Origin of the sequence: Dorea sp. 210702-DFI.3.17, from assembly GCF_020560825.1 — a bacterium.
GTDB lineage: Bacteria > Bacillota > Clostridia > Lachnospirales > Lachnospiraceae > Dorea > Dorea formicigenerans.
In genome coordinates this window covers 47,542-69,335 of the sequence record NZ_JAJCNB010000009.1, presented here as the reverse complement: position 1 = coordinate 69,335, position 21,794 = coordinate 47,542, and the positions used below count along the sequence as shown (strand labels likewise).

Genomic DNA, 21,794 nt, shown 5'->3' with positions numbered 1-21,794 from the left:
CTCTGATTTGTCTTCTAATATGCAATTTCAATTCTTATCTGTATACTCTCTATCTGTTACTCAGCTGTTGTTGCTGCAGTGGCAATCTCCTGATTAAATGTATCTACAGACTGATAATTTACTTCCGCTTTTTTCACCGGTCTGCTGGACTCATACATATTGTAAGCAGAATATCCGATCCACACAACAAGTGCTGCTGCTACAACTGCCACCGCACACTTGCGAAGTCTGTTTGCAATCTTCTCCTTGCGCATGATTTTCTTTCTGTTTGCTTTTTCTTCTTTATATCTATCCACTTTCGCCTGGCTCATAATTCAAATGCTCCTTGTCTCTGTTCGCTTTTCATATTGTAGCACATCCCACGCATTTGTACAACCAGATTTTACTATCAAGGCCTGAGCTATCAAAGCCTGAGCCCTGCGAATCCTACACAACTACGATGATACCGCCGTCGTTAGCATACATACTACTGATTCCTGCCATATCCACAACAATCACATCTTTAAATGTTGCATGTTTCACCAACTGTTCTTTAACTGCTTCTGCGCGTTCCGGACAGTTACAATGGGAAATTGCAAGTATCTTATTCTGTGGTTCTGACATCTCAGCCAGCACGCTTTCTGCCATCTTACCAAGGGCTTTTTTCATGCCACGCCCCTGTCCGATCTGATAAATGGTTCCTTCCGGAGTTGCTCCCATGACTGGTTTAATATTCAAAGCTGTCGCAACAAGCGCCTTAATTCCTGTCAATCTTCCGTTCTTTCTCAATGTATCCAGTGTCTCCAGCACAAAATATGTATGCTGGGATTCGATGTATGCTTCCACCGTCTCTATGACCTGTTCATATGTCATACCCTGCTCCTCGCATTCACGAATCTTCAACGCAATCAATGTCTCTCCGATTGATGCTGAACACGAGTTAAAAACATGGATATTCTTCTCGCCGTGCTCCTCATGATACAGATTCATTCCAAGAACTGCACTGTTATAAGAACCACTTAGTTCTGCTGACAATGTCACTGCATACACGCGATCCGCATCACAGTCATACTTTTCCATATATTTTTCCGGTGATGGACAGGAAGACTTTGGACATTCCTCCGCTTCTGCCACATATTGTAAAAACTGCTTCTGGTCAAATGTCTCATCATCTATAATATGATGTCCACCTACTTCTATTGCCAATGACGCTGTCTCAAAAATACCGGAAGCTTTCATCTCCGGTGTTAATTCTCCACAACTATCCACAATCACTTTATAACTCATACTTGCCTCCCGACTTAGTATCTTATCTACGTTTCAAAGACACGTGTTCATTTCTATTATATGTAGTTTCTATTACTACATTAGTAATATAGCACATTTATAATAGAAAGAAAAGAAATATTTATATTTTAATTTTTCTTGATACTCCAAGAGCTATTCCCATTTCTGCCATCAGGAAGAGAACCGACGTACCTCCATAACTGATAAACGGTAATGTAATTCCCGTATTGGGAATAACATTAGTCACAACCGCTACATTTAATATGACTTGAAGTGCAATATGAGCAAAAATTCCAGTTACAATCATATAACCATACACATCTGGCGCATTCTGGGCAATAAACAACAATCTGTATAAAAGCAATCCAAAAATCACAAGGATCATAATAACACCAAACACTCCCAGTTCCTCACAGATTGCTGACAAAATCATGTCATTTTGCACCTCTGGAATAATCATTTTCTGAGCACTGTTTCCTAACCCTTTTCCAAAGAATCCGCCAGAACCGATTGCGTACAGTCCCTGCAAAGTCTGATAACTTCCGTCTGAAGCATATTTTTCCGGGTGCAGCCATGCAATAACACGGCGAAGTCGGAAGCTTGTGCTTGTCTCCAGAGTCTTCGACAAAACAAACACTCCAACTGAGGCCACTACCACACCGGCTCCAACAAGCATCAGAAACGGTTTCGTCTTTGGGTGCATAACAAAAATAAGAATACATGTAATTCCAAGTACAATCATACCTGTACTTAGGTTATCTGTAAGAATATATACGCACGCAGCATTGAATCCACCCCAAGCCAGTGTCTTCAAAATACCATTCAGGGTCTTTGCCTCTTTACCAAGTTCAATAATCACTACCGGTATAAACAAAATTACTGCGATTTTTGCAACCTCTGCCGGCTGGAACTGCTGATTTCCCGGAAGTCTCAACCACCTTCTCGCTCCATTGACCGTCTTTCCGAGCGGCGTCTTAACTAACGCCATCAGAAAGATTGAAACCCAATACATCGGTTTCGCCAATTTAATATAGTAATGATAATCTATTGTTGATACGATTATCATTCCCAAAAAACCAACCACACAGAAAATCAACTGGCGCTTTAAATAGAACATACTGTCCCCTTGTTTTATCAGGGCACTATAAGAACTGGTACTAAATAGCATTACCAATCCAAAACAAATCAAAAAAATCAGAACAGCCAGCATACTGTAGTCAAAATACTGGTCTGCACTCTTAACATTCCTTGTATTTCTTTTTTTCTTTTTTCTTTCTGCCATTTTTTATACTCTCCAATCGTTTCTATTATAACGGGACACGCTTTCAAAAACAACAGATAATTCATGAGTACAGTAAATTCACAGTTTTTCAGATTGAAACATAATATGATAGTGCAATCAGTTATGAAAGGAATATGGAAAATGCAAAATTACCGTTATCGCTCATCAGGAAATTCCAGAGGCTGTATGAGACAGCCAGATTCCAGTCGAGAATTATGTGCAGGTATAGCATTAGATCAAATGCCTGTGACTATGGCCTATGTACCATGGACGAAATGGCGAAATATTTATGAGGCTGAAAAAGGATTACGAAGAGGAACTATTTTTCAGGATCTGGATAAACCTTTCCGTGGAATAGGAGGTTGTCAAAATGGCAGATAACAGACCTTGCAAAGCAGAGCTTCTGGACTGGATCAACACTGTGAGTTTTGTATGCGATGATACAAAATTGTTTCTGGACACTCACCCATGTAACACAGAAGCCTTAGAATTTTACGAGGAATTTAAAAATCAAAGAATGCAGGCACTTCAGGAATATGCAAAGTATTATGGTCCATTGACACTGGATACCATGTGTACTCCTGCTGATAAGTGGAAATGGATTGATACACCGTGGCCGTGGCAGGAAGGAGGGTGCTAGTCTATGTGGAATTATGAAAAAAGATTACAGTATCCGGTGAAAATCACAAAAACAAACCCAAAAATCGCACAGATTATACTTACGCAATATGGTGGACCTGATGGAGAATTAGGCGCATCTATGAGATATCTCTCTCAACGATACACGATGCCATATAAGGAAGTAACAGGAATACTGACAGATATAGGTACTGAGGAACTTGCCCATCTCGAGATGATCTGCGCCATTGTGCACCAGCTTACCCGCGACCTGACACCTGAACAATTAAAGGAATCTGGATTCGACCAATATTATGTTGACCACACGTTAGCACTTTGGCCTCAGGCAGCCAGCGGCACACCTTGGAGCGCAACAACATTTCAGTCAAAAGGTGATCCTATCACAGATCTACATGAAGACCTTGCAGCAGAGCAAAAAGCACGAACGACTTATGACAATATTTTACGGCTTGTAAAAGATCCTGAAGTCTGCGATCCGATTCGTTTTCTCAGAGAACGTGAAATCGTACATTACCAAAGATTTGGCGAAAGTCTCCGAATCATCCAGGATCACTTGGATAGTAAGAACTTCTATGCAATTAATCCTGAATTTGATCTTAAATCTTAATTCTTAATTCAATTAGCCAAAAATGTCCAACGATACCTTCCGAAAGTATACGCAGTCTCCTGCAAAATAATAATGAGAGTGTGGATCATCCACACTCTCAGTTTCTATAACAAAATATTAATCTCAGTTTCTGTAAAAAATTCAGGAAAGGCTCCTAAAGAAAATTTTCAGCTTTTACATCTTACTTTAATAACATATACACAATAACTGCTGCCACTACGATAATTGCAATCGCAAGAATAATAATCGGTGCTTTAGACACCTTCTCTTCCTCAACAGAAAGCATGTCATCATACGCTTTTTTCATCTCGCGTTCCCGCTTATCACGTACTTCCTTTGGCGGAATATTGGAATACTTCTGTTCTTTTACAGAACGTTCCTTCTTTATATTCTCTTTTCTTGCGCTATCTTTTTTCGCACTATCTCTTCTACCGGCCCCTTTCTTCGCAGACATACGCTCTGTTTTCGGAGCCACATCTTTCGCCTGATGCTGTGGAACTTTAAATTTTTTCTTACATGTATAGCAAAGCAGATAATCCGGATCTTTTTTGCTTGGTTTCAATGGTCCGCCACATGTTGGACACTTCATCATCAATACCTCCTGTTATCTATCTCTTAGATCAATGGATATTTGTCAGTCAGACCTTTTACCATCTCGCGTACTTTTTCAATATTATCCTCACTCTTAATCACAAGTGCAATACCTTCCGCAATCACATCCATATCCTCTTCTACCATGCCTCTTGTTGTAACGGCTGGTGTTCCGAGTCTTACACCACTTGTAACAAATGGTGAACGTGGATCGTTCGGAATTGTATTCTTGTTGCAGGTAATATGAGCTTCATCAAGACGACGCTCCAGCTCTTTTCCCGTCACCTCTTCATCGCGAAGATCTACAAGCATCAGATGATTGTCTGTTCCTCCGGAAATGATTTTCACGCCACGAGACTGTAATCCTTTGCAGAGTGCCTGTGCATTTTTCAGAATCTGCTGTTGATATTCTTTAAACTCTGGCTGTAATGCCTCTTTGAAGCATACTGCTTTTCCAGCAATAACATGTTCCAATGGTCCGCCCTGTATTCCCGGGAATACAGCTTTGTTAAAGTTGAACTTATCTGCTGCCTCCTGGTTACACAGGATCATACCTCCTCTTGGTCCACGAAGAGTCTTGTGAGTCGTTGTCGTTGTCACATGAGCATATGGAATCGGGCTTGGATGCAGTCCTGCTGCAACAAGGCCTGCAATATGAGCCATATCTACCATCAGATATGCGCCTGCTTCGTCTGCAATCTCACGGAATTTTTTAAAATCAATTGTTCTCGCGTAAGCACTTGCTCCTGCGACAATTAACTTCGGTCTCTCTCTCAAAGCGATCTCTCTTACATTATCATAATCGATCACGCCTTCTTCATTGACACCGTAGGACACAATATTAAAATATTTTCCGGAAATATTGACCGGTGAGCCGTGTGTCAGATGTCCGCCGTGATCCAGATTCATTCCCATTACTTTATCTCCCGGCTCCAGCATTGCAAAAAATACTGCCAGGTTTGCCTGTGCTCCTGAATGTGGCTGAACATTTGCATACTCACAGCCAAATAACTCTTTCGCTCTGTCTCTGGCAAGATTCTCTACAACATCTACACACTGGCAGCCGCCATAATATCTCTTTCCCGGATACCCCTCTGCATATTTGTTCGTCAGCGGACTTCCCATGGCCGCCATGACTGCTTTACTTACCCAGTTTTCAGATGCAATCAGCTCGATGTGTGAGTTCTGTCTTTCCATCTCTGCCTTGATCGCATCTGCTATTTCGCTGTCTGTCTTTTCAATTTCATCAAATGTATACATAGTCCTGTCCCTCCTATGGGGACAATTATATCATTTTTATGATTTACTTCCAAGTGTTACTTCGACAGTTTTTTCAGTATATTCGCCATTATTTCCAGGAACCTGTACTGTTACCTTGACTTTATCACCCACACGATAATACTGAAGCTGTTCTTTCAGTGAATTCATATCGCTGATTGTGGTTCCCTCAAGTCCTGTAATAACACTGCCTTTTGTCAGACCTGCCTGCTGGGCTCCACCATTCTTTACAACATCGGAAATATAAACTCCAGTAGGCATATTATACATCTTGGCACTTTCATCCGAGACATCTACACCCTGGATTCCAAGATATCCTTGTTCTGCCTCAGACACTTTTGTCTTTGTCTCCTGATTCATCAAATTCTGGATCGTATCGCTTGCATCAGAAATTGGAATAGCATAGCCCATACCTTCTACACTGTCTGTTGCAACTTTTGCGGTATTAATTCCAATAACTTCACCGTTAGAGTTCAAAAGTGCTCCGCCACTGTTACCAGGGTTGATTGCTGCATCTGTCTGAATCAGAGTACCTCCTTCATAACCGTCCAGTGTCCGCTCCGTTGCAGATACGATACCTGATGTTACAGACTGTCCATAACCAAGTGCATTACCGATTGCGACGACCTGTTCACCTACCTCAAGCTTACTGGAATCTCCCATTGTCGCAACTGCGATTTCATCCATAGTAGAATCTTTCACATCGCTGATCTTGACAGCCACAACTGCAAGATCTTTTGTGGAATCAGTTCCTTTTACATTAGCCTCAACACTTTCATTATCCACAAAAGAAACTGTAAGCTTTTCATTGCCTTCCACTACATGATTATTTGTAAGGATCAGAAGTTCGCTATCTGTCTGGCCGATAATAATACCAGATCCGACACTTGTACTCTCCTGCTGCTGTGTTCCTCCGAAGAAACTCTGTACTTCCTGAACGCTCATATTCGTAATAGATACGATAGATGGCATTGCATTCTTTGCAATCGTTGCAACATCGGAAGTTCCTGTACTGCTTGATGATGTTGTTAGTTTCGCACCATCCACTGTCTGTGCTGTCTTGGCAGTCTTACCGTTTGTAGTTGTTGTGCCGAACACTTTTGTTCCCACATAATTTCCTGTCTGAAATGTTACACTTGCCACAAGACCAAATGCAACTCCGGCGCATACAAGTTTCACTGGTTTTGGCACCTTTCGGTTCTTCTTTGGCTTTGGCGTTTCCTCGTTCATACCATTCATGTCATCAGGTTCTGGTTTATAATAAGTATATTGATTTTCCATATCAATAATCTCCTTTCCTTCATTTCTGTAATAGATTGTATCGTTTAAATGTGTTCGAATTGTGATGAAATCTTGTCAAATCTATAAATTAAAAAAAGAAGCATGCTTCTGACAGCATACTTCTCTATTTCTAAAATATTTAACCGTTATCTTCCGTGCTTCCATATGCATTCTGCAATTCGCTCAACGCCTCCCGCAAAAGTGCATCAGACTGAAGTGCTCCATTATACTCCTCATTCACTTTCCGGAACAGATTCTGAACATCCTGGTGTTTCGTAAGTCTTGCAATGTATCTCTGTACGTCACTCTCTTTTGGATCTGAGATTACCTGCATCTTGTCCTTTTCTTTTTTTGCATAAAATGTTGCAAGTCCTGGTACTTCTGTATAAATCCCTCGGATTTTCATATCGTATGTCACAAATGTCACATATGTATCCGCATCTTTTCCTTCCTTTGTATACACATGCAGATTATGATAAGCTTCTACATAGCCTGTCTCTTCCTGCATCTTCGCAAAGTGTTCTTCCACTGCCCGATTCACTTCCAAAACTGCATCTTCCAAAAGCGGATTTGCCTCTTCCGATTCACATTCCAGATAAACAGCCTGTATCTTCAACGAACTTGTCTTTTGTACCTTCTGTGCTTCTTCTCTGGTAAATCCATACCCCGCTGCTCCTATCGTCATAAAAAGAAGCAGGAGGACAATCCACCTTCTCTTCATAGATCTCCTCCACACATCAGTACTCGTTATTCATACACACCCGGGCGGATTCGAACCGCCGCTCCCGCCTCCGGAGGGCGGTGCTCTATCCCCTGAGCTACGGGTGCCTGGTCAATTTGACTTTGTAATAGTAACACATTTATCTCACAAAGTAAAGTAAATACATGAGATAATTTTCTACACAATTCGAATCATTATAACATTATAGCAAGAGCGCCTTCGGCATTCTTGACCGCTGGCGCTCCCATACACCAATCATAATACTCTTCTATATCATAGATTATCTTTCGCTACTTGCATTGACTGCTCTTCACTTTTCTTATAATCGCAATCTCCGTTCTTTTCTGTCATAATAATAAACATGATCTGACAAAATATCTTCGTCCGGTACCTGTGTCTCATTGACTTCTCTTAACATCTCTGTCAGCATTCTCCGTCCCGGCGAAGCACTCTCCGGCACTATGATCATCTCATGGACACTACTTGGAACCACATAGAAATTCTCTTTAAGACATAAACTGATACCTGCAAGTCTGTCTGGATACAGAATTGCTGATGCTCCATAATTGCGGATCTGATTCGTCAATACATACATAGGTTCTTCCGGACATTTCTCCTTTATTCCTGTAAGTTCCGCAATCAGATCACTCATAGTCAGAAATTCTCCCGGAAGTTCATGCCATGTATTATATCTTGCCTGATGATAAATGTCCTCTTTTGTCACATGCCACAGTTTCAGATGCCGGTTACGGATCATCATTGTCGCCATGCCATAATCTCCTGCTTCAAAAAGTACACAAAAGATAATTGCCAGATCAAGATATGGCACATATGGCACTTCCTGAAGGAGTTCTTCATTTGCCTCACGACCAATCAGACGATAAATCACTTTTTCCTTGATTTTATCGTATTCTCCAAGCTTCTGCTCATCCCACGGCCGGTCAACTTTCAAATCCTCATACAAATCGGCCACTTCTTTTGCAATCTTATCAACTCCTTTGCCGCTAAGGAACTGTTGATAATATTCTTCCAGATAGATGGTCGGTGAAATATTCGTACTGTCATCCTCAATCAGAAGCCCGCTCCGCTCGGTTCCGTTATTCTTCTTCACGGTACGTGTGCTGACTCTGATGTGTGTCCCCATGTTCTCTCTTACTTTTTTCTCTACTGTCTCTAAAAACTGCTTATAATCCATATATCTCCTTTCCTCAGACAGCAGCAGTTTCTGTGTTTCAAATATTATGGTATTAGAATTATAAAAAAGCCCTGCAAAAAATGCAAGGCTTTTGTCGTTTATTTTTCTTATGTTTTCCTTAAACTTATGCTCTTGAAAGATACTCGCCGGAACGTGTATCAATCTTGATGACCTCTCCCTCATTAACGAACAGAGGAACCATAACCTGCGCACCAGTCTCAACGATAGCCGGTTTTGTAGCACCTGTTGCTGTGTTACCTTTTACGCCCGGCTCAGACTCTGTGATCAGAAGCTCAACAGTTGTCGGTGGGTCAATTGCAAATACTTTACCCTGATATGATTTCAGAGTTACGTCTGTTCCTTCTTTTACGAACTTCAGGCTATCTCCAACATCCTCAGAATCAACCGGAATCTGCTCGAATGTCTCGTTGTCCATGAAGTAATACAGGTTTCCGTCAACATAGGAATACTGCATTGTCTTTCTCTCGATAAATGCTTTCTTTAATACATCTTTAGATGGGTTAAATGTTCTCTCAACAACACCACCGTTGATAACATCTTTCAGTTTTGTACGGACGAAAGCAGAACCTTTACCTGGTTTTACATGTAAGAATTCCAGACATTCATATACCTTTCCGTCGATCTCATACGTCGTACCTTTTTCAATATAAGCATCAGCCATTGTATATATCCTCCTTAATCGCACCCGAATGGCACTTTATACGTTTTCACTTTTACCATTTTATAATAGATTGTGCCTTTTTTCAACTATTTTTTCGCCTGTTTCTTGCTTCTTGTATAAAAATACAACACAATCTTCTCCAAATATCTCTTCAGCACAATCTGAATCTCTTCTTTTGGGTGAATCGGTTTCACAAGAATATTGGAAATCCCCGTTCTTTTTGCGCCCCAGACATCCGTAAATAACTGATCTCCGATAAACACACTGTTTGTCTCATCAGTCCCCATGATCTCCATAGCCTTCCGGTAATTCTTTGTTGATGGCTTGTGCGCATTGTACACATAATCTACTTGAATCGGCTCATTGAACATCTTTACACGCGGCTCCTGATTATTGGAAATGAGACAACATTTAAATCCAATCTTTTTTAATCTGTCAAAGAGTGCGATTGCCCTCGCATCAGCCGGTGCTCCATGCGGTACAAGTGTATTGTCAATATCAAAGATCAGGCCACGATATCCTTCTTCATATAATTTTTCAAAATCAATCACATATGTGGAAGCCACATATCTATCCGGGAAAAATCTGTCAAACATTACTCTCCATCCATTTCTGTCAGTCTCTGTACTAACTCTTCACACACCTGAAGAACAGTCTTGTGATCCGTATTGACAATAATATCGGCTGCTGCCTCATATTTTTCACGACGTGCCTCCATCAATTCTGCAATACCTTTTACATTCTTTCGTCCTGCGAGAACCGGTCTGTCATCGGAATCTTTCACGCGCTCATAAACTTCCTCCGGACTGGCAGTCAGAAGAACGACTCTTCCATTCTTCTTCATCTGTTCTACATTGCATTCTCGAAGCACAACTCCGCCTCCGCAGGAAATGAGTACATTTTTGCGGCTCTGCATTTTCTTCAGGAGTTCTGTCTCACAGTTACGGAAATATTCTTCGCCATAAGTTGCAAAAATGTCCGGAATACTCATTCCTTCCTCTTTCACAATTTCCTGATCCATCTCTACAACTTCCATAGCAAACATGGTACTTAAATACTCTGCCACTGTTGATTTTCCAGCTCCCATAAATCCGATCATTACAATATTGTAATCGAATAACTTTCTTGCCTGGATCTTCTTGCTGTTCATACGGATACATTCAAAGATATCCATAATCTCTTCTCTGTACTTATTATCATTCAGCTTTTCTTCCAGTCTCAAGGCCTGTTTTGCCTCCTGCTGCGGCTGTAAAATCGGCATACCATATTCCTCTTTATATGCCATGATTTTTTCTACTATTTTACTTCTTTCAACAAGTGCGTCAATAATCTTATCATCACAAAGCGCCAGACTCTCTCTGTACATTTCCAAATCATTCATCGTATATTACTCCTGTGTCAAATGTGGCCTCTTTATCCACTTCTTTTCTGTCTTACCGGGTGTATTATACCAACAATTATCTTATTTCGCAACTGCCTTATTTTTTCTATTCATTCCTATTCCGGATTCTTGTTCATCGCCATAGCTGCCTTTACATCTTTCCGGAACTGATCCCATGCGCCTTCATTTTCCACAAAATATTTCGGACAGATTTTCCCAGTCACATCATAGTGGCGGATCACATCTTCTTCTGTCAGGTTGAACTTCAGACAAAGCCACGCTGTCAGTTGGACCATAGAACGATAAGTCGCATCATTAAACTTTCCAGTCGCATCCGGATGGCAACATTCGATGGATACTGTATCATAATTCCGGTCATTCGATGCATACGCCACTTCCCAGGTCGGAATACACTGCACGATCTCTCCGTTCAGTCCCACCACGAAATTACTGCTGGCTTTCGTCTCGTGACTGTCTTTTAACCCTTCAAAATAATTCCGGTTACCTATAGCCGTTGCTCCAGGATTAGCTGTATAGTGGATAACAATCCCTGTAATCTTGTCTGTCTTCTCCTGCGATCTGGAATATGGATTCGGTGTCAGAAGCTCCACGTCAATATCAGGCTTTGATGCATCCACTGCTTTCGTATCCACCTCATAATACTTATTGGAAAAAAATCCCGGATTATTTATTTTTATAATCAACATGACCACTAGCACAATTCCAAGAATAAGAAAACCCAGCCGGATATTCCGCTGGGTCTTTCTTTTCTTCTTTGTCGTGCTTAGAGTTCTTCTTTTTCTGTTCCTCTTCATCTGCACGTTCTTTGCCCCGCCTTTTTCTGATCCAAGAATGCCCCAGGCATTCTTGCTGCCCGCCACCTATAGAGGTGGAGTCATCACTCATCTGATATATATTCTACATATTCCAGCGAAACATTTTATGAATGAATTCTTATTAATTTATGAATTTTATTATCTGCTGTTCACTCAGCCACAAATTCTATCTTTCAATGCAAAAGCAGCTCACCAGTGAATTACTGATCTTACTCGTCTACGCTGTAGTTCGGAGCTTCTTTTGTGATGTGGATGTCATGTGGGTGACTCTCTTTTAATGATGCAGAAGAAATCTTGACAAATCTTCCTTTTTCCTTCAAATCTTCGATTGTCGGTGCTCCACAGTAACCCATACCGGAACGAAGACCTCCCATTAACTGGAATACAGTATCTTCTACGCTTCCCTTGTAAGCGACACGTCCTTCGACACCTTCCGGTACCAGTTTCTTGGCATCTGTCTGGAAGTAACGGTCTTTACTTCCGTTCTCCATAGCGGAGATAGATCCCATACCACGGTAAACCTTGTATTTTCTTCCCTGATATAACTCAAATGTTCCAGGGCTCTCGTCACAACCTGCAAAGATACTTCCCATCATACATACATTTGCTCCGGCTGCAATTGCCTTTGTCATATCTCCTGAGTACTTGATTCCTCCATCAGCAATAATCGGAATTCCATATTTATCTGCTGCTTCATAGCAATCCATAACTGCTGAAATCTGAGGCACACCGATACCTGCGATGATACGTGTTGTACAGATGGATCCAGGTCCGATACCAACCTTAACTGCATCAGCTCCTGCTTTGATCAGATCCTCTGTAGCCGCTCCTGTTGCAACATTACCAGCAATAACCTGAAGATCCGGGAATTTAGACTTGATCATATCCACTGTGCGGATAACATTTGCTGAATGTCCGTGTGCAGAATCAAGAACAACAACATCAACCTTTGCATTGACAAGCTCCTGAGCTCTCTCAATACAGTTTGCTGTAATACCAATAGCAGCACCACAAAGAAGACGTCCCTGTGAATCCTTTGCTGCAAGAGGGTATTTGATCTGTTTTTCAATATCTTTAATTGTAATAAGTCCTTTTAAGTGAAAATCCTTATCTACAATTGGAAGTTTCTCTTTTCTTGCTTTTGCAAGGATCCGTTTCGCTTCCTCCAGTGTAATTCCTTCCGGTGCTGTGATGAGCCCCTCAGAAGTCATAGACTCTTTGATCTTCTTTGAGAAATCTTCCTCAAATTTCAGATCACGGTTCGTGATAATACCGACCAGCTTTCCGTTCTCTGTGATCGGCACACCTGAAATGCGGAATTTAGCCATTAATTCATTAGCATCTGCCAGTGTATGATCCGGTGAAAGATAAAATGGATCTGTAATAACACCATTCTCAGAACGCTTTACTCTGTCTACCTCTTCAGCCTGAGCCTCAATAGACATATTCTTATGAATGATACCGATTCCTCCCTGACGAGCCATAGCAATTGCCATACGATGCTCTGTAACCGTATCCATACCTGCACTCATCATCGGTATGTTAAGGTGGATCTTCTTTGTCAGATATGTTGACAGATCAACCTGATTCGGAATTACTTCTGAATAAGCTGGTACTAAAAGTACGTCATCAAATGTAATACCTTCTCCAATAATCTTTCCCATGATTATTATCCTCACTTTCCTTTGTAATATTTAAAAGCTATGATACAAAAAACAGTCGGCATTTGTCAACCATTTTCTCTATTTTACCACAAATTGTATTAAAAAGAAAACTCCCTAAAGGGGGAGTTTTCATAATACTAATCTATGATTATTAGAATTGCTAATACACTATTCTTACATCATTCCCATGCCTGCTCCGCCGCCTGCTGGCATTGCCGGAGTATCTTCTTTGATGTTCGCTACACAAGACTCTGTTGTCAGAAGCGTAGATGCTACACTTGTTGCGTTCTGAAGTGCACTTCTTGTTACTTTAGCCGGATCAAGGATTCCTGCCTCTACCATATCTACATACTCTTCTGTCAATGCGTTAAATCCTACGCCCGGTTCAGACTCAGATACTTTATTGATAATAACAGAGCCTTCCAGTCCTGCATTTGCAGCAATGTGGAATAATGGAGCCTCCAGTGCTTTGAGAACTACATTAGCTCCTGTCTTTTCATCACCTTCCAGTGTTGCAGCATATTTTGCTACTTCTTTTGCTGCATGGATATATGCAGAACCGCCACCAGAGATAATTCCTTCTTCTACTGCTGCTCTTGTTGCTGCCAGAGCATCTTCCATACGAAGTTTTGCTTCTTTCATCTCAACTTCTGTTGCTGCTCCGACACGGATTACTGCAACTCCGCCTGCCAGTTTTGCAAGTCTCTCCTGAAGTTTTTCTTTATCGAATTCAGATGTTGTATCCTCAATCTGAGCTTTGATCTGAGCAACTCTTGCCTGGATGGAATCTTTGTCTCCACAGCCGTCTACGATAACTGTATTCTCTTTCTGTACTTTGACTGATTTTGCACGTCCAAGCTGATCCATAGTAGTATCTTTCAGCTCTAATCCAAGCTCCTCAGAAATTACCTGTCCGCCTGTCAGAATAGCGATGTCTTTGAGCATCTCTTTTCTTCTGTCACCATATCCAGGTGCTTTTACAGCAACAACATTGAATGTTCCACGCAGTTTATTTACGATCAGGGTTGTAAGAGCTTCACCCTCAACATCCTCTGCAATGATCAGGAGTCTGGATCCTGACTGAACGATCTGCTCAAGTACTGGAAGGATTTCCTGAATGTTGCTGATTTTCTTATCTGTGATCAGAATATATGGATCCTCCAAATTAGCTTCCATCTTATCCATATCTGTTGCCATATATGCAGAAATGTATCCACGATCGAACTGCATTCCTTCTACAAGGTCAAGCTCTGTTTTCATTGTCTTAGATTCTTCGATTGTGATAACACCATCGTTAGAGACCTTCTCCATAGCATCTGCTACCATCTGGCCTACTTCCTCGCTTGCTGCTGAAATAGCTGCAACCTTAGCGATCTGGTCTTTACCGTTAACTTTGCTGGACATGTTCTTAATTGCCTCAACGGCTGCATCTGTAGCTTTCTGCATTCCTTTACGGAGAATAATCGGGTTAGCACCTGCTGCCAGGTTCTTCATTCCTTCATGTACCATAGCCTGTGCAAGTACAGTAGCTGTTGTTGTACCATCTCCTGCTACATCATTTGTTTTAGATGCAACTTCTTTGATGATCTGAGCTCCCATATTCTCAAATGGATCTTCTAACTCGATTTCTTTTGCGATTGTAACACCATCATTTGTAATCAGTGGTGCGCCAAATGATTTGTCAAGTACTACGTTACGTCCCTTTGGTCCAAGTGTCACTCTTACTGTATCTGCTAACTGATTTACTCCTGCTTCCAGGGCTGCTCTTGCTTCTGCTCCGTATTTAATTTCCTTTGCCATGATTAAACTGCCTCCTAAATTAGACTTTACTGATTTCGCACAAACTATTTAAAATCAACAAACATTCCTTATTCGATGATTGCTAAAATATCATCCTGTTTCACAACAATATATTCTTCGTCTTCAATCTCAACAGATGTTCCTGCATATTTAGAATAGATAACCTGCTGTCCTACTGTTACGTTCATCTTCACTTCTTTTCCATCAACAGTTCCGCCTGGTCCGACTGCCACAACTTCTGCCTGCTGTGGTTTTTCTTTAGACTGTCCAGGTAATACGATTCCTGACTTTGTAGTCTCCTCAGCCACGATCTGTTTCAATACGACTCTGTCTCCTAATGGTACTAATTTCATATTTATTCCTCCTTGCTTTAACATCTCTTTTATGTTGTTAGCACTCATAAAAAGAGAGTGCTATTAAAAACTCTAGGTATAAAATAGCACTCTCTTTCTCTTTTGTCAACACTCTTTTATTTATTTTATCTTGTTTATATTTTTTTCATAAAAGCCGTTTTGTACACGAAATACTAAGACTTTTCCGACTTTATTACAGTATCTTTCACGTATGACGCCCTGGCACCAGATTTCTTTTTTTTCACTATTGATCGTACATCTATATACTCCGTCCAGCAAAAAACTTGTGATATCTGATTTTCCTGCAATTAAGTATATGTTCTCTTCTTCCGGATCATACCGGATTACTTTACAATGATGAATGATTTCATCTTTTTCTCCATCTTCCAAAAACGTCCGCGTCATCTGAAGCAGCGCCGGACACTCTTCATACATGTTGTCCTTCCTCCGATTTTTCAAAGTTTAACCTCTGTTCTTTTCTTCCTTGATGTGCTCCAGTTCTGTAAATACATAATCATTTACAACTTTGATATAAGTTCCTTTCATTCCTGATGAACGAGATTCAATCACGCCTGCACTTTCAAACTTGCGCAGAGCATTTACAATTACAGAACGGGTGATTCCAACTCTGTCTGCAATCTTACTTGCAACCAGAATTCCCTCTGAGCCATCCAGCTCATCAAAAATATGAATGATCGCTTCAAGTTCTGAATAAGATAATGTACTAATCGCAGACTGTACAATGTGTTCTTTTCTTGTCTCCTCTGCACTTTCTTCGTTAACAGAACGGAGCATCTCCAGTCCTACAACTGTTGTTCCATACTCGCTGAGAATGATATCATCAATCTCATATGGTTTATCTACTTTGTAAATGAACAATGTTCCGAGACGCTCTCCTGCAATATTGATTGGCGTGATGATTGCCTGATATCCTCCGCTTGCCTCAGCAGAAAATCCCAGTGTCTGAAGATTTACATTCTCCTTTGTTGATAAGATACTAAGCAATCTCTCGTTCAACATACCATCAATATGCTCGCCAACCTCACAGGCAATCAGTTCTCCAATCGGCTGTACATTCAGGCACCGACTTTTTCCAAGCACCTTTCCTTTTTTACTGACTACCAGAACATTTGACTCCAGTATCTCAGTCAAGACATCACAAATGTCATTAAATACAACCTTGCTCGAATTATTGTTGTGTAGTAATTTGTTGATTTTTCTAGTTTTATCTAATAATTGTACGCCCATATGCAATTCCTCCATCTATGAGTGTATATTATCATACAATTCACGCTTATTCAATAAATTTCCTTAATTTTCTTTCTCTTTTTTTATACTTTCAGTGTAACCACATTGTTCATTGCTACAAAGAAGTTTATTTCCTTTTTCTACCATATAATTTCCACACTGAGGACACTTCTTTTCAGACGGTTTTTGCCAGGACATGAACTCACATTCCGGATTATTTTCACAACCGTAATAACGTCTTCCCTTCTTCGTTTTGCGAATTACTACATCTTTTCCGCACATCGGACATTTTACACCAATCTTTTCCAGATACGGCTTTGTATTCCGACATTCCGGGAATCCCGGACATGCCAGGAATTTTCCATGCGGACCGTATTTGATAACCATGTTTCTGCCACATTCTTCACAGATTACATCCGTTACTTCGTCCTCGATTTTTACCTCTTCCAGTTCTTCTTCCGCTTTTTTCACGGCTGCGTCCAAATCCGGATAGAAATTTTCAATAATCGTCTTCCATCTGACTTTTCCTTCCGCAACACCGTCCAGAAGACTTTCCATATTTGCCGTAAAACTGACATCCACAATACTTGGGAATGAATGCATCATTATATTATTAACAACTTCTCCAAGTTCTGTCATATAAAGGTTTTTATTTTCCTTCGCAACGTATCTTCTATTTATAATCAATGTAATTGTCGGTGCATAAGTACTTGGGCGTCCGATTCCCAGCTCCTCCAAAGTCTTTACAAGAGACGCCTCTGTGTAGTGTGCCGGCGGCTGTGTAAAATGCTGCTTACTGTCAAACTGTTCCAGAGAAAGTTCACTGTTCTCATCCAGTCCCTTTAAAAGCACACCCTTCTCATCTTTTTCTTCTCCCGCCTCCGTATAGATCAGACGGAATCCTTCAAATGCAATCTTTGATGTTGCAACATTGAAACGATATTTTCCTGCTGCGATTTTTACAGAAGTAGTCTCATAAACTGCAGGCATCATACGGCTTGCAACAAAACGTTTCCAGATCAGCTGATACAGGCGGAACTGGTCACGGGACAAGGAATCCTTCAACATAGCCGGAGTGCGGGTAACATCCGTCGGACGAATTGCCTCATGAGCATCCTGAATCTTCTGACTGCCACTTTTCCTGGCGCCTTCTGCTGCCACATACTGACTGCCATACTGCTCTCCAATATAGCTTCTTACATTCGCATCTGCCTCTTCGGAAATACGGGTAGAATCCGTACGAAGATATGTGATAATACCCACGGTTCCACTTCCCTTGACATCAACTCCTTCATAAAGCTGCTGCGCAATACGCATCGTCTTGGAGGTTGCAAAATTCAAAGCTTTGGAAGCTTCCTGCTGCAGTGTACTTGTCGTAAATGGGACCGGTGCCTTTTTTGTACGCTCTCCTTTTTTGATCTCACTCACTTCATAGTCCGCACCATCAAGCTCCTTTAAAATCTTATTCAAGTGTTCTTTCGACTCAATCGTCATCTTCTCTTTCTCTGTTCCGTAGAACTTCGCGATCAGAGGCTTTCTCTCACCTTTTACGTTCAGCTCTGCATCCAGAGTCCAGTATTCCTCTGGAATAAATGCATCGATTTCCGCCTCACGATCTGCTATAATGCGAAGCGCTACAGACTGCACACGACCGGCACTTAAACCTCTCTTTACTTTGGCCCAAAGAAGGGGACTGATGTGGTATCCAACCACACGGTCCAGCACACGTCTCGCCTGCTGTGCATCCACCAGATCCATATCGATATCCCGCGGGTTCTTAAGAGATGCCTTCACCGCATTCTTGGTGATCTCATTGAAGCTAATACGATAAACCTTCTTATCCTCCAGTTTCAATGCTTTACTCAGATGCCAGGAAATCGCCTCTCCTTCGCGGTCCGGGTCAGTTGCGAGATAAACTTTATCTGCTTTTTTCACTTCTTTTCTGAGATTTGCAAGGATCTCACCTTTTCCACGTATCGTAATATACTTCGGTTCGTAGTCATTCTCCACATCTACACCAAGCTGACTTTTCGGGAGATCTCTGACATGTCCATTTGACGCAGCCACCACATAATTACTTCCCAGAAACTTTTTGATTGTTTTCACCTTTGCCGGTGACTCCACTATCACGAGATATCGTGCCATATCTGTATCTAACCTCCATGTTATCTGTATCGGGCAAATTCCCGTACACTATTTTCGTTCAAATGCAAATGTTTCATCTCACATCTGACATTCTGACATAATAATTCTTTGCCGTTTCTTTTATATATCCTTCCATCTCCAGCGTCATAAGTGTCTCCATAAGAATCCGTGCATCAAGCCCGGTCTTCACCTGAATCTCACTTACATTTCTGGGGAACAAATCGAGACAACTATACACCACTTTTTCTGTTGTTTCAAGCATTTTTTCATTTTTTAATAATTCTGTAGAGTTTTCAGAAACCTCAATCTGCAGTTCTTTCAGGAATTCTTCCGGCGAGATTAATATGCCCGCACCTTGTCTGATCAGCCTGTGGCACCCCTGACTAAGAGTACTTGTGACAGGCCCTGGAAGAGCATATACGTCCCTCCCCTGTTCCAGTGCCATATCTGTAGTAATCAAAGATCCGCTTTTTTCTTTCGCTTCCATCACAAGCACTACATCTGCCAATCCACTGATGATACGATTTCTCAGTGGAAAATGATATGACATAGGTGGTTCTCCTGGTATTTGCTCCGAAATAATCCCTCCTTCTCTCTGAATATCCATATACAGACCGATATTTTCTCTCGGATAACAAATGTCCACACCGCAGCCTAACACGCCATAAGTTGTTCCCCCTCCATTTAGCGCACCCCGTTGTCCGGCCCCGTCAATACCAAGTGCAAGACCACTGATAATCTGTACCCCGGCTGATGCCAGACATTTTCCATATTCCAGCGCCTGCCCTTCCCCGTAATTACTACATCTTCTTGCTCCGATAATCGCTACCGAAGGCCGGTCTTCTTCCGGCAGTTTCCCTTTTACGTAAAGTGCATACGGTGCACCGTCAAGCTCCGACAACCGTTTCGGATATGTTTTTTGAAAATATGGCACAAAGTCAATTCCTTTTTCTTCCATATTATAATATTTTTCTTCTAAATCTTTCTGCTTTCTCGCCATTTTCAGCTGTTCTATATCCTTTTTTGTCAGGAAATTCTGTAATCTGAGTTGAGTTTCTTCTATATAATATATCTCTTTTGCAGAGCCATATGCCTCTCTTAGTTTTTTCTTCTTATTATCAGAGATATTTTTCATTCTGGCAAACCAGTATTCATAAATCACCCACATTACCTCCCCCAGTATTTTTTATCCAGCATACGGTATCCAAGCGCCTCTTTCAGATGACTGCATCCAATCTGTTCTTCCCCGTCCAGATCAGCGATCGTTCTGGCGACTTTCAATACTTTATGATAAGTCCGGGCAGTCAGATTCATCGTTGAAAATGCACATCGCATCAGTTTTTCTTCTTTTTCTCCAATTTGGCAAAATTCTTTCATCTGCCGTACTCCGATTCCGGAGTTTGTCCGGATATCGGTCCCCTCATAACGCTGCTCCTGGATTTTTCTCGCTGTGCAGACACGGTTACGTATTTCTGCTGATGTTTCCTCTTTTCCAGTCTTGTGTAATTCCCCATATTCTACCCTTGAAGCCTCTACACATAAATCCATACGATCTAAAAAAGGCTGGCTTACATGGCCCAGATATTTTTGAATCTGCGTTTTTGTACAATTACATTTGTTCAAATCCGGATAATTTCCACAAGGACACGGATTCATTGCCGCAATCAACATAAAATCAGCCGGATACTCATAACATCCACTGTTTCTGGAAATCCGGATTTTATGTTCCTCCAGAGGTTGTCTTAAAACTTCCAGCACTGGCTTATGGAATTCCGCCAGTTCATCTAGAAATAAGACACCTCCATGTGCAAGACTGATTTCCCCCGGATTCGGTATCACACCACCACCAATAAGTGCTGCTCTCGTTACCGTATGATGTACACTTCGAAATGGACGTTTTGTAATCAACGGATGTTCCCGGTCTACCATCCCTGCCACGCTGTAAATCTTTGTCACCTCCATACTCTCTTCCAACTGCATCGGCGGTAAAATGGTCGGGATTCGCTTTGCCACCATGGATTTTCCGCTTCCCGGCGGACCTACAAGCAACAGATTATGACCACCCGCTACTGCAACTTCAACCGCCCGCTTCACCATATCCTGTCCACAGATATCACTGTAATCCACATCATATAACATCTCCGGTTCCCATATCTGTTTAAACTCAGTGATTGCTTTCGTCTCTGATATTTTTTCCCCTAACCTTTCCTTCTTATTTAAATCCCGGCACAATTGTTCCAATGTCCCGGCACCTATAATACGGATTCCCGGAACAAGACGCCCTTCTCTTACATTTTTTTCAGGCAAAATACATGTGTGAAATCCCTGCAGCTTTGCCTCCAGAACGATTGGCAGAACTCCCTCTACTTCACGTACTTTCCCGTCCAGACTAAGTTCCCCGGCTACAAGAACTCTCTCCAGCGCTTTTGCAGGAATATTGCCAACAGCTTCTAATACAGATAATGCGATTGGAAGATCATAAGATGCTCCTTTCTTTTTCACCGTTGCCGGCGACAGATTTACTACGATTTTCTTAGGTGGAAGCGAAAATCCACTGTTACGGATTGCAGTCCGCACCCGCTCAGCAGCCTCCTTCACTTCCGACGAAAGATATCCCACCATATGGAACATCGGAAGACCATTACTGACATCTGATTCTGCATGGATCACTTCAATGTGAAGTCCCTGAACACAGGCAGACGCAATTGAACTAAATGCCATTCATACACCTCATTTCTAACTGAACTATACTTTTTATTCACATTTTCATGTTCAGTCACTCATAGATTTTTTCGATAATCAGGTAACAATTAATAACAATCAAT

23 protein-coding genes and 1 tRNA gene are annotated in these 21,794 nt (G+C 41.4%); 3 read left to right on the top strand and 21 right to left on the bottom strand.

Annotated features, from left to right (window positions below; translation table 11 throughout):
- Window positions 1-56: 56 nt before the first annotated feature.
- The 3 genes from LI149_RS07040 to LI149_RS07030 all read right to left on the bottom strand — a co-directional run bounded on the left by LI149_RS07040 (window position 57) and on the right by LI149_RS07030 (window position 2,548).
- Window positions 57-311, bottom strand: coding sequence for a hypothetical protein (locus tag LI149_RS07040; RefSeq protein WP_117613646.1), 255 nt, complete (start codon window positions 309-311; stop codon window positions 57-59).
- A gap of 115 nt (window positions 312-426) precedes the next feature.
- Window positions 427-1,266: a DegV family protein gene (locus LI149_RS07035; protein ID WP_173785564.1), complete on the bottom strand. Its 840-nt coding sequence runs from the start codon at window positions 1,264-1,266 to the stop codon at window positions 427-429.
- Window positions 1,267-1,387: 121 nt separating this feature from the next.
- Window positions 1,388-2,548 (bottom strand): FtsW/RodA/SpoVE family cell cycle protein, encoded by a 1,161-nt coding sequence (locus LI149_RS07030; RefSeq protein WP_117605851.1) that lies wholly within the window; start codon window positions 2,546-2,548, stop codon window positions 1,388-1,390.
- A 186-nt stretch (window positions 2,549-2,734) separates the two neighbouring features.
- Between LI149_RS07030 and LI149_RS07025 the strand changes: the two genes are divergently transcribed.
- Genes LI149_RS07025 through LI149_RS07015 form a run of 3 tightly spaced genes read left to right on the top strand, consistent with a single transcriptional unit; the run spans window position 2,735 to window position 3,794 of the window.
- Window positions 2,735-2,929: a spore coat associated protein CotJA gene (locus LI149_RS07025; RefSeq protein ID WP_044911804.1), complete on the top strand. Its 195-nt coding sequence runs from the start codon at window positions 2,735-2,737 to the stop codon at window positions 2,927-2,929.
- Window positions 2,919-3,188, top strand: coding sequence for a spore coat protein CotJB (locus LI149_RS07020; protein ID WP_005331640.1), 270 nt, complete (start codon window positions 2,919-2,921; stop codon window positions 3,186-3,188). The genes LI149_RS07025 and LI149_RS07020 overlap by 11 nt, the downstream gene beginning before the upstream one ends.
- 3 nt (window positions 3,189-3,191) lie before the next feature.
- Window positions 3,192-3,794 carry a manganese catalase family protein gene (locus LI149_RS07015; protein ID WP_117494766.1) on the top strand — a complete coding sequence of 201 codons (603 nt, stop codon included), beginning with the start codon at window positions 3,192-3,194 and terminating at the stop codon, window positions 3,792-3,794.
- Between the two features lie 181 nt (window positions 3,795-3,975).
- On the opposite strand, the gene LI149_RS07010 is transcribed toward LI149_RS07015, so the two are convergent.
- The 18 genes from LI149_RS07010 to LI149_RS06925 all read right to left on the bottom strand — a co-directional run bounded on the left by LI149_RS07010 (window position 3,976) and on the right by LI149_RS06925 (window position 21,690).
- Window positions 3,976-4,386: a hypothetical protein gene (locus LI149_RS07010; RefSeq protein ID WP_227143138.1), complete on the bottom strand. Its 411-nt coding sequence runs from the start codon at window positions 4,384-4,386 to the stop codon at window positions 3,976-3,978.
- A 23-nt stretch (window positions 4,387-4,409) separates the two neighbouring features.
- Entirely contained in the window at window positions 4,410-5,645 is a 1,236-nt protein-coding gene (glyA, locus tag LI149_RS07005; RefSeq protein ID WP_117494768.1) for a serine hydroxymethyltransferase, read from the bottom strand.
- A 36-nt stretch (window positions 5,646-5,681) separates the two neighbouring features.
- On the bottom strand, window positions 5,682-6,944 hold the full coding sequence (locus tag LI149_RS07000) for a S1C family serine protease (protein WP_117494769.1): 1,263 nt from the start codon (window positions 6,942-6,944) through the stop codon (window positions 5,682-5,684).
- A 139-nt stretch (window positions 6,945-7,083) separates the two neighbouring features.
- On the bottom strand, window positions 7,084-7,665 hold the full coding sequence (locus LI149_RS06995; RefSeq protein ID WP_117494770.1) for a hypothetical protein: 582 nt from the start codon (window positions 7,663-7,665) through the stop codon (window positions 7,084-7,086).
- 35 nt (window positions 7,666-7,700) lie between these two features.
- Window positions 7,701-7,772 (bottom strand) — tRNA-Arg (locus tag LI149_RS06990).
- 212 nt (window positions 7,773-7,984) lie between these two features.
- On the bottom strand, window positions 7,985-8,860 hold the full coding sequence (locus LI149_RS06985) for a DUF5688 family protein (protein WP_040015350.1): 876 nt from the start codon (window positions 8,858-8,860) through the stop codon (window positions 7,985-7,987).
- Between the two features lie 124 nt (window positions 8,861-8,984).
- The gene (gene efp / locus LI149_RS06980) at window positions 8,985-9,542 is read right to left on the bottom strand and encodes an elongation factor P (RefSeq protein WP_005331647.1); all 558 of its coding nucleotides are present in this window, start codon (window positions 9,540-9,542) and stop codon (window positions 8,985-8,987) included.
- Between the two features lie 86 nt (window positions 9,543-9,628).
- Window positions 9,629-10,138 (bottom strand): YqeG family HAD IIIA-type phosphatase, encoded by a 510-nt coding sequence (locus LI149_RS06975; protein WP_173785566.1) that lies wholly within the window; start codon window positions 10,136-10,138, stop codon window positions 9,629-9,631.
- Window positions 10,138-10,923 (bottom strand): shikimate kinase, encoded by a 786-nt coding sequence (locus LI149_RS06970; RefSeq protein ID WP_005331651.1) that lies wholly within the window; start codon window positions 10,921-10,923, stop codon window positions 10,138-10,140. Before LI149_RS06970 ends, LI149_RS06975 begins: the two co-directional genes overlap by 1 nt.
- Before the next feature lie 116 nt (window positions 10,924-11,039).
- Window positions 11,040-11,804: an N-acetylmuramoyl-L-alanine amidase family protein gene (locus LI149_RS06965; protein WP_117605862.1), complete on the bottom strand. Its 765-nt coding sequence runs from the start codon at window positions 11,802-11,804 to the stop codon at window positions 11,040-11,042.
- A 164-nt stretch (window positions 11,805-11,968) separates the two neighbouring features.
- A complete protein-coding gene (gene guaB, locus LI149_RS06960) occupies window positions 11,969-13,423 on the bottom strand; it encodes an IMP dehydrogenase (RefSeq protein WP_005331653.1) in 1,455 nt (484 codons plus the stop codon).
- 174 nt (window positions 13,424-13,597) lie between these two features.
- Entirely contained in the window at window positions 13,598-15,223 is a 1,626-nt protein-coding gene (groL, locus tag LI149_RS06955; RefSeq protein ID WP_005331654.1) for a chaperonin GroEL, read from the bottom strand.
- 68 nt (window positions 15,224-15,291) lie between these two features.
- Window positions 15,292-15,576, bottom strand: a complete 285-nt coding sequence (gene groES, locus LI149_RS06950; protein ID WP_005337820.1) for a co-chaperone GroES — start codon at window positions 15,574-15,576, stop codon at window positions 15,292-15,294.
- A gap of 120 nt (window positions 15,577-15,696) precedes the next feature.
- A complete protein-coding gene (locus LI149_RS06945) occupies window positions 15,697-16,011 on the bottom strand; it encodes a hypothetical protein (RefSeq protein WP_040015344.1) in 315 nt (104 codons plus the stop codon).
- Between the two features lie 27 nt (window positions 16,012-16,038).
- The gene (gene codY / locus LI149_RS06940; protein WP_005337824.1) at window positions 16,039-16,824 is read right to left on the bottom strand and encodes a GTP-sensing pleiotropic transcriptional regulator CodY; all 786 of its coding nucleotides are present in this window, start codon (window positions 16,822-16,824) and stop codon (window positions 16,039-16,041) included.
- Between the two features lie 63 nt (window positions 16,825-16,887).
- Window positions 16,888-18,969, bottom strand: a complete 2,082-nt coding sequence (topA, locus tag LI149_RS06935) for a type I DNA topoisomerase (RefSeq protein WP_227143137.1) — start codon at window positions 18,967-18,969, stop codon at window positions 16,888-16,890.
- 73 nt (window positions 18,970-19,042) lie between these two features.
- A complete protein-coding gene (gene dprA / locus LI149_RS06930; protein ID WP_181972347.1) occupies window positions 19,043-20,137 on the bottom strand; it encodes a DNA-processing protein DprA in 1,095 nt (364 codons plus the stop codon).
- On the bottom strand, window positions 20,137-21,690 hold the full coding sequence (locus LI149_RS06925) for a YifB family Mg chelatase-like AAA ATPase (protein WP_227143136.1): 1,554 nt from the start codon (window positions 21,688-21,690) through the stop codon (window positions 20,137-20,139). Before LI149_RS06925 ends, dprA begins: the two co-directional genes overlap by 1 nt.
- Window positions 21,691-21,794 lie beyond the last annotated feature (104 nt).

Bases quoted from the DNA above. Each gene is read 5' to 3' on its own strand.
- LI149_RS07040 (WP_117613646.1), bottom strand. From the start codon at position 311: ATGAGCCAGGCGAAAGTGGATAGATATAAAGAAGAAAAAGCAAACAGA.
- LI149_RS07035 (WP_173785564.1), bottom strand. From the start codon at position 1,266: ATGAGTTATAAAGTGATTGTGGATAGTTGTGGAGAATTAACACCGGAG.
- LI149_RS07030 (WP_117605851.1), bottom strand. From the start codon at position 2,548: ATGGCAGAAAGAAAAAAGAAAAAAAGAAATACAAGGAATGTTAAGAGT.
- LI149_RS07025 (WP_044911804.1), top strand. From the start codon at position 2,735: ATGAGACAGCCAGATTCCAGTCGAGAATTATGTGCAGGTATAGCATTA.
- LI149_RS07020 (WP_005331640.1), top strand. From the start codon at position 2,919: ATGGCAGATAACAGACCTTGCAAAGCAGAGCTTCTGGACTGGATCAAC.
- LI149_RS07015 (WP_117494766.1), top strand. From the start codon at position 3,192: ATGTGGAATTATGAAAAAAGATTACAGTATCCGGTGAAAATCACAAAA.
- LI149_RS07010 (WP_227143138.1), bottom strand. From the start codon at position 4,386: ATGATGAAGTGTCCAACATGTGGCGGACCATTGAAACCAAGCAAAAAA.
- glyA (WP_117494768.1), bottom strand. From the start codon at position 5,645: ATGTATACATTTGATGAAATTGAAAAGACAGACAGCGAAATAGCAGAT.
- LI149_RS07000 (WP_117494769.1), bottom strand. From the start codon at position 6,944: ATGGAAAATCAATATACTTATTATAAACCAGAACCTGATGACATGAAT.
- LI149_RS06995 (WP_117494770.1), bottom strand. From the start codon at position 7,665: ATGAAGAGAAGGTGGATTGTCCTCCTGCTTCTTTTTATGACGATAGGA.
- LI149_RS06985 (WP_040015350.1), bottom strand. From the start codon at position 8,860: ATGGATTATAAGCAGTTTTTAGAGACAGTAGAGAAAAAAGTAAGAGAG.
- efp (WP_005331647.1), bottom strand. From the start codon at position 9,542: ATGGCTGATGCTTATATTGAAAAAGGTACGACGTATGAGATCGACGGA.
- LI149_RS06975 (WP_173785566.1), bottom strand. From the start codon at position 10,138: ATGTTTGACAGATTTTTCCCGGATAGATATGTGGCTTCCACATATGTG.
- LI149_RS06970 (WP_005331651.1), bottom strand. From the start codon at position 10,923: ATGAATGATTTGGAAATGTACAGAGAGAGTCTGGCGCTTTGTGATGAT.
- guaB (WP_005331653.1), bottom strand. From the start codon at position 13,423: ATGGGAAAGATTATTGGAGAAGGTATTACATTTGATGACGTACTTTTA.
- groL (WP_005331654.1), bottom strand. From the start codon at position 15,223: ATGGCAAAGGAAATTAAATACGGAGCAGAAGCAAGAGCAGCCCTGGAA.
- groES (WP_005337820.1), bottom strand. From the start codon at position 15,576: ATGAAATTAGTACCATTAGGAGACAGAGTCGTATTGAAACAGATCGTG.
- LI149_RS06945 (WP_040015344.1), bottom strand. From the start codon at position 16,011: ATGTATGAAGAGTGTCCGGCGCTGCTTCAGATGACGCGGACGTTTTTG.
- codY (WP_005337824.1), bottom strand. From the start codon at position 16,824: ATGGGCGTACAATTATTAGATAAAACTAGAAAAATCAACAAATTACTA.
- topA (WP_227143137.1), bottom strand. From the start codon at position 18,969: ATGGCACGATATCTCGTGATAGTGGAGTCACCGGCAAAGGTGAAAACA.
- dprA (WP_181972347.1), bottom strand. From the start codon at position 20,137: ATGTGGGTGATTTATGAATACTGGTTTGCCAGAATGAAAAATATCTCT.
- LI149_RS06925 (WP_227143136.1), bottom strand. From the start codon at position 21,690: ATGGCATTTAGTTCAATTGCGTCTGCCTGTGTTCAGGGACTTCACATT.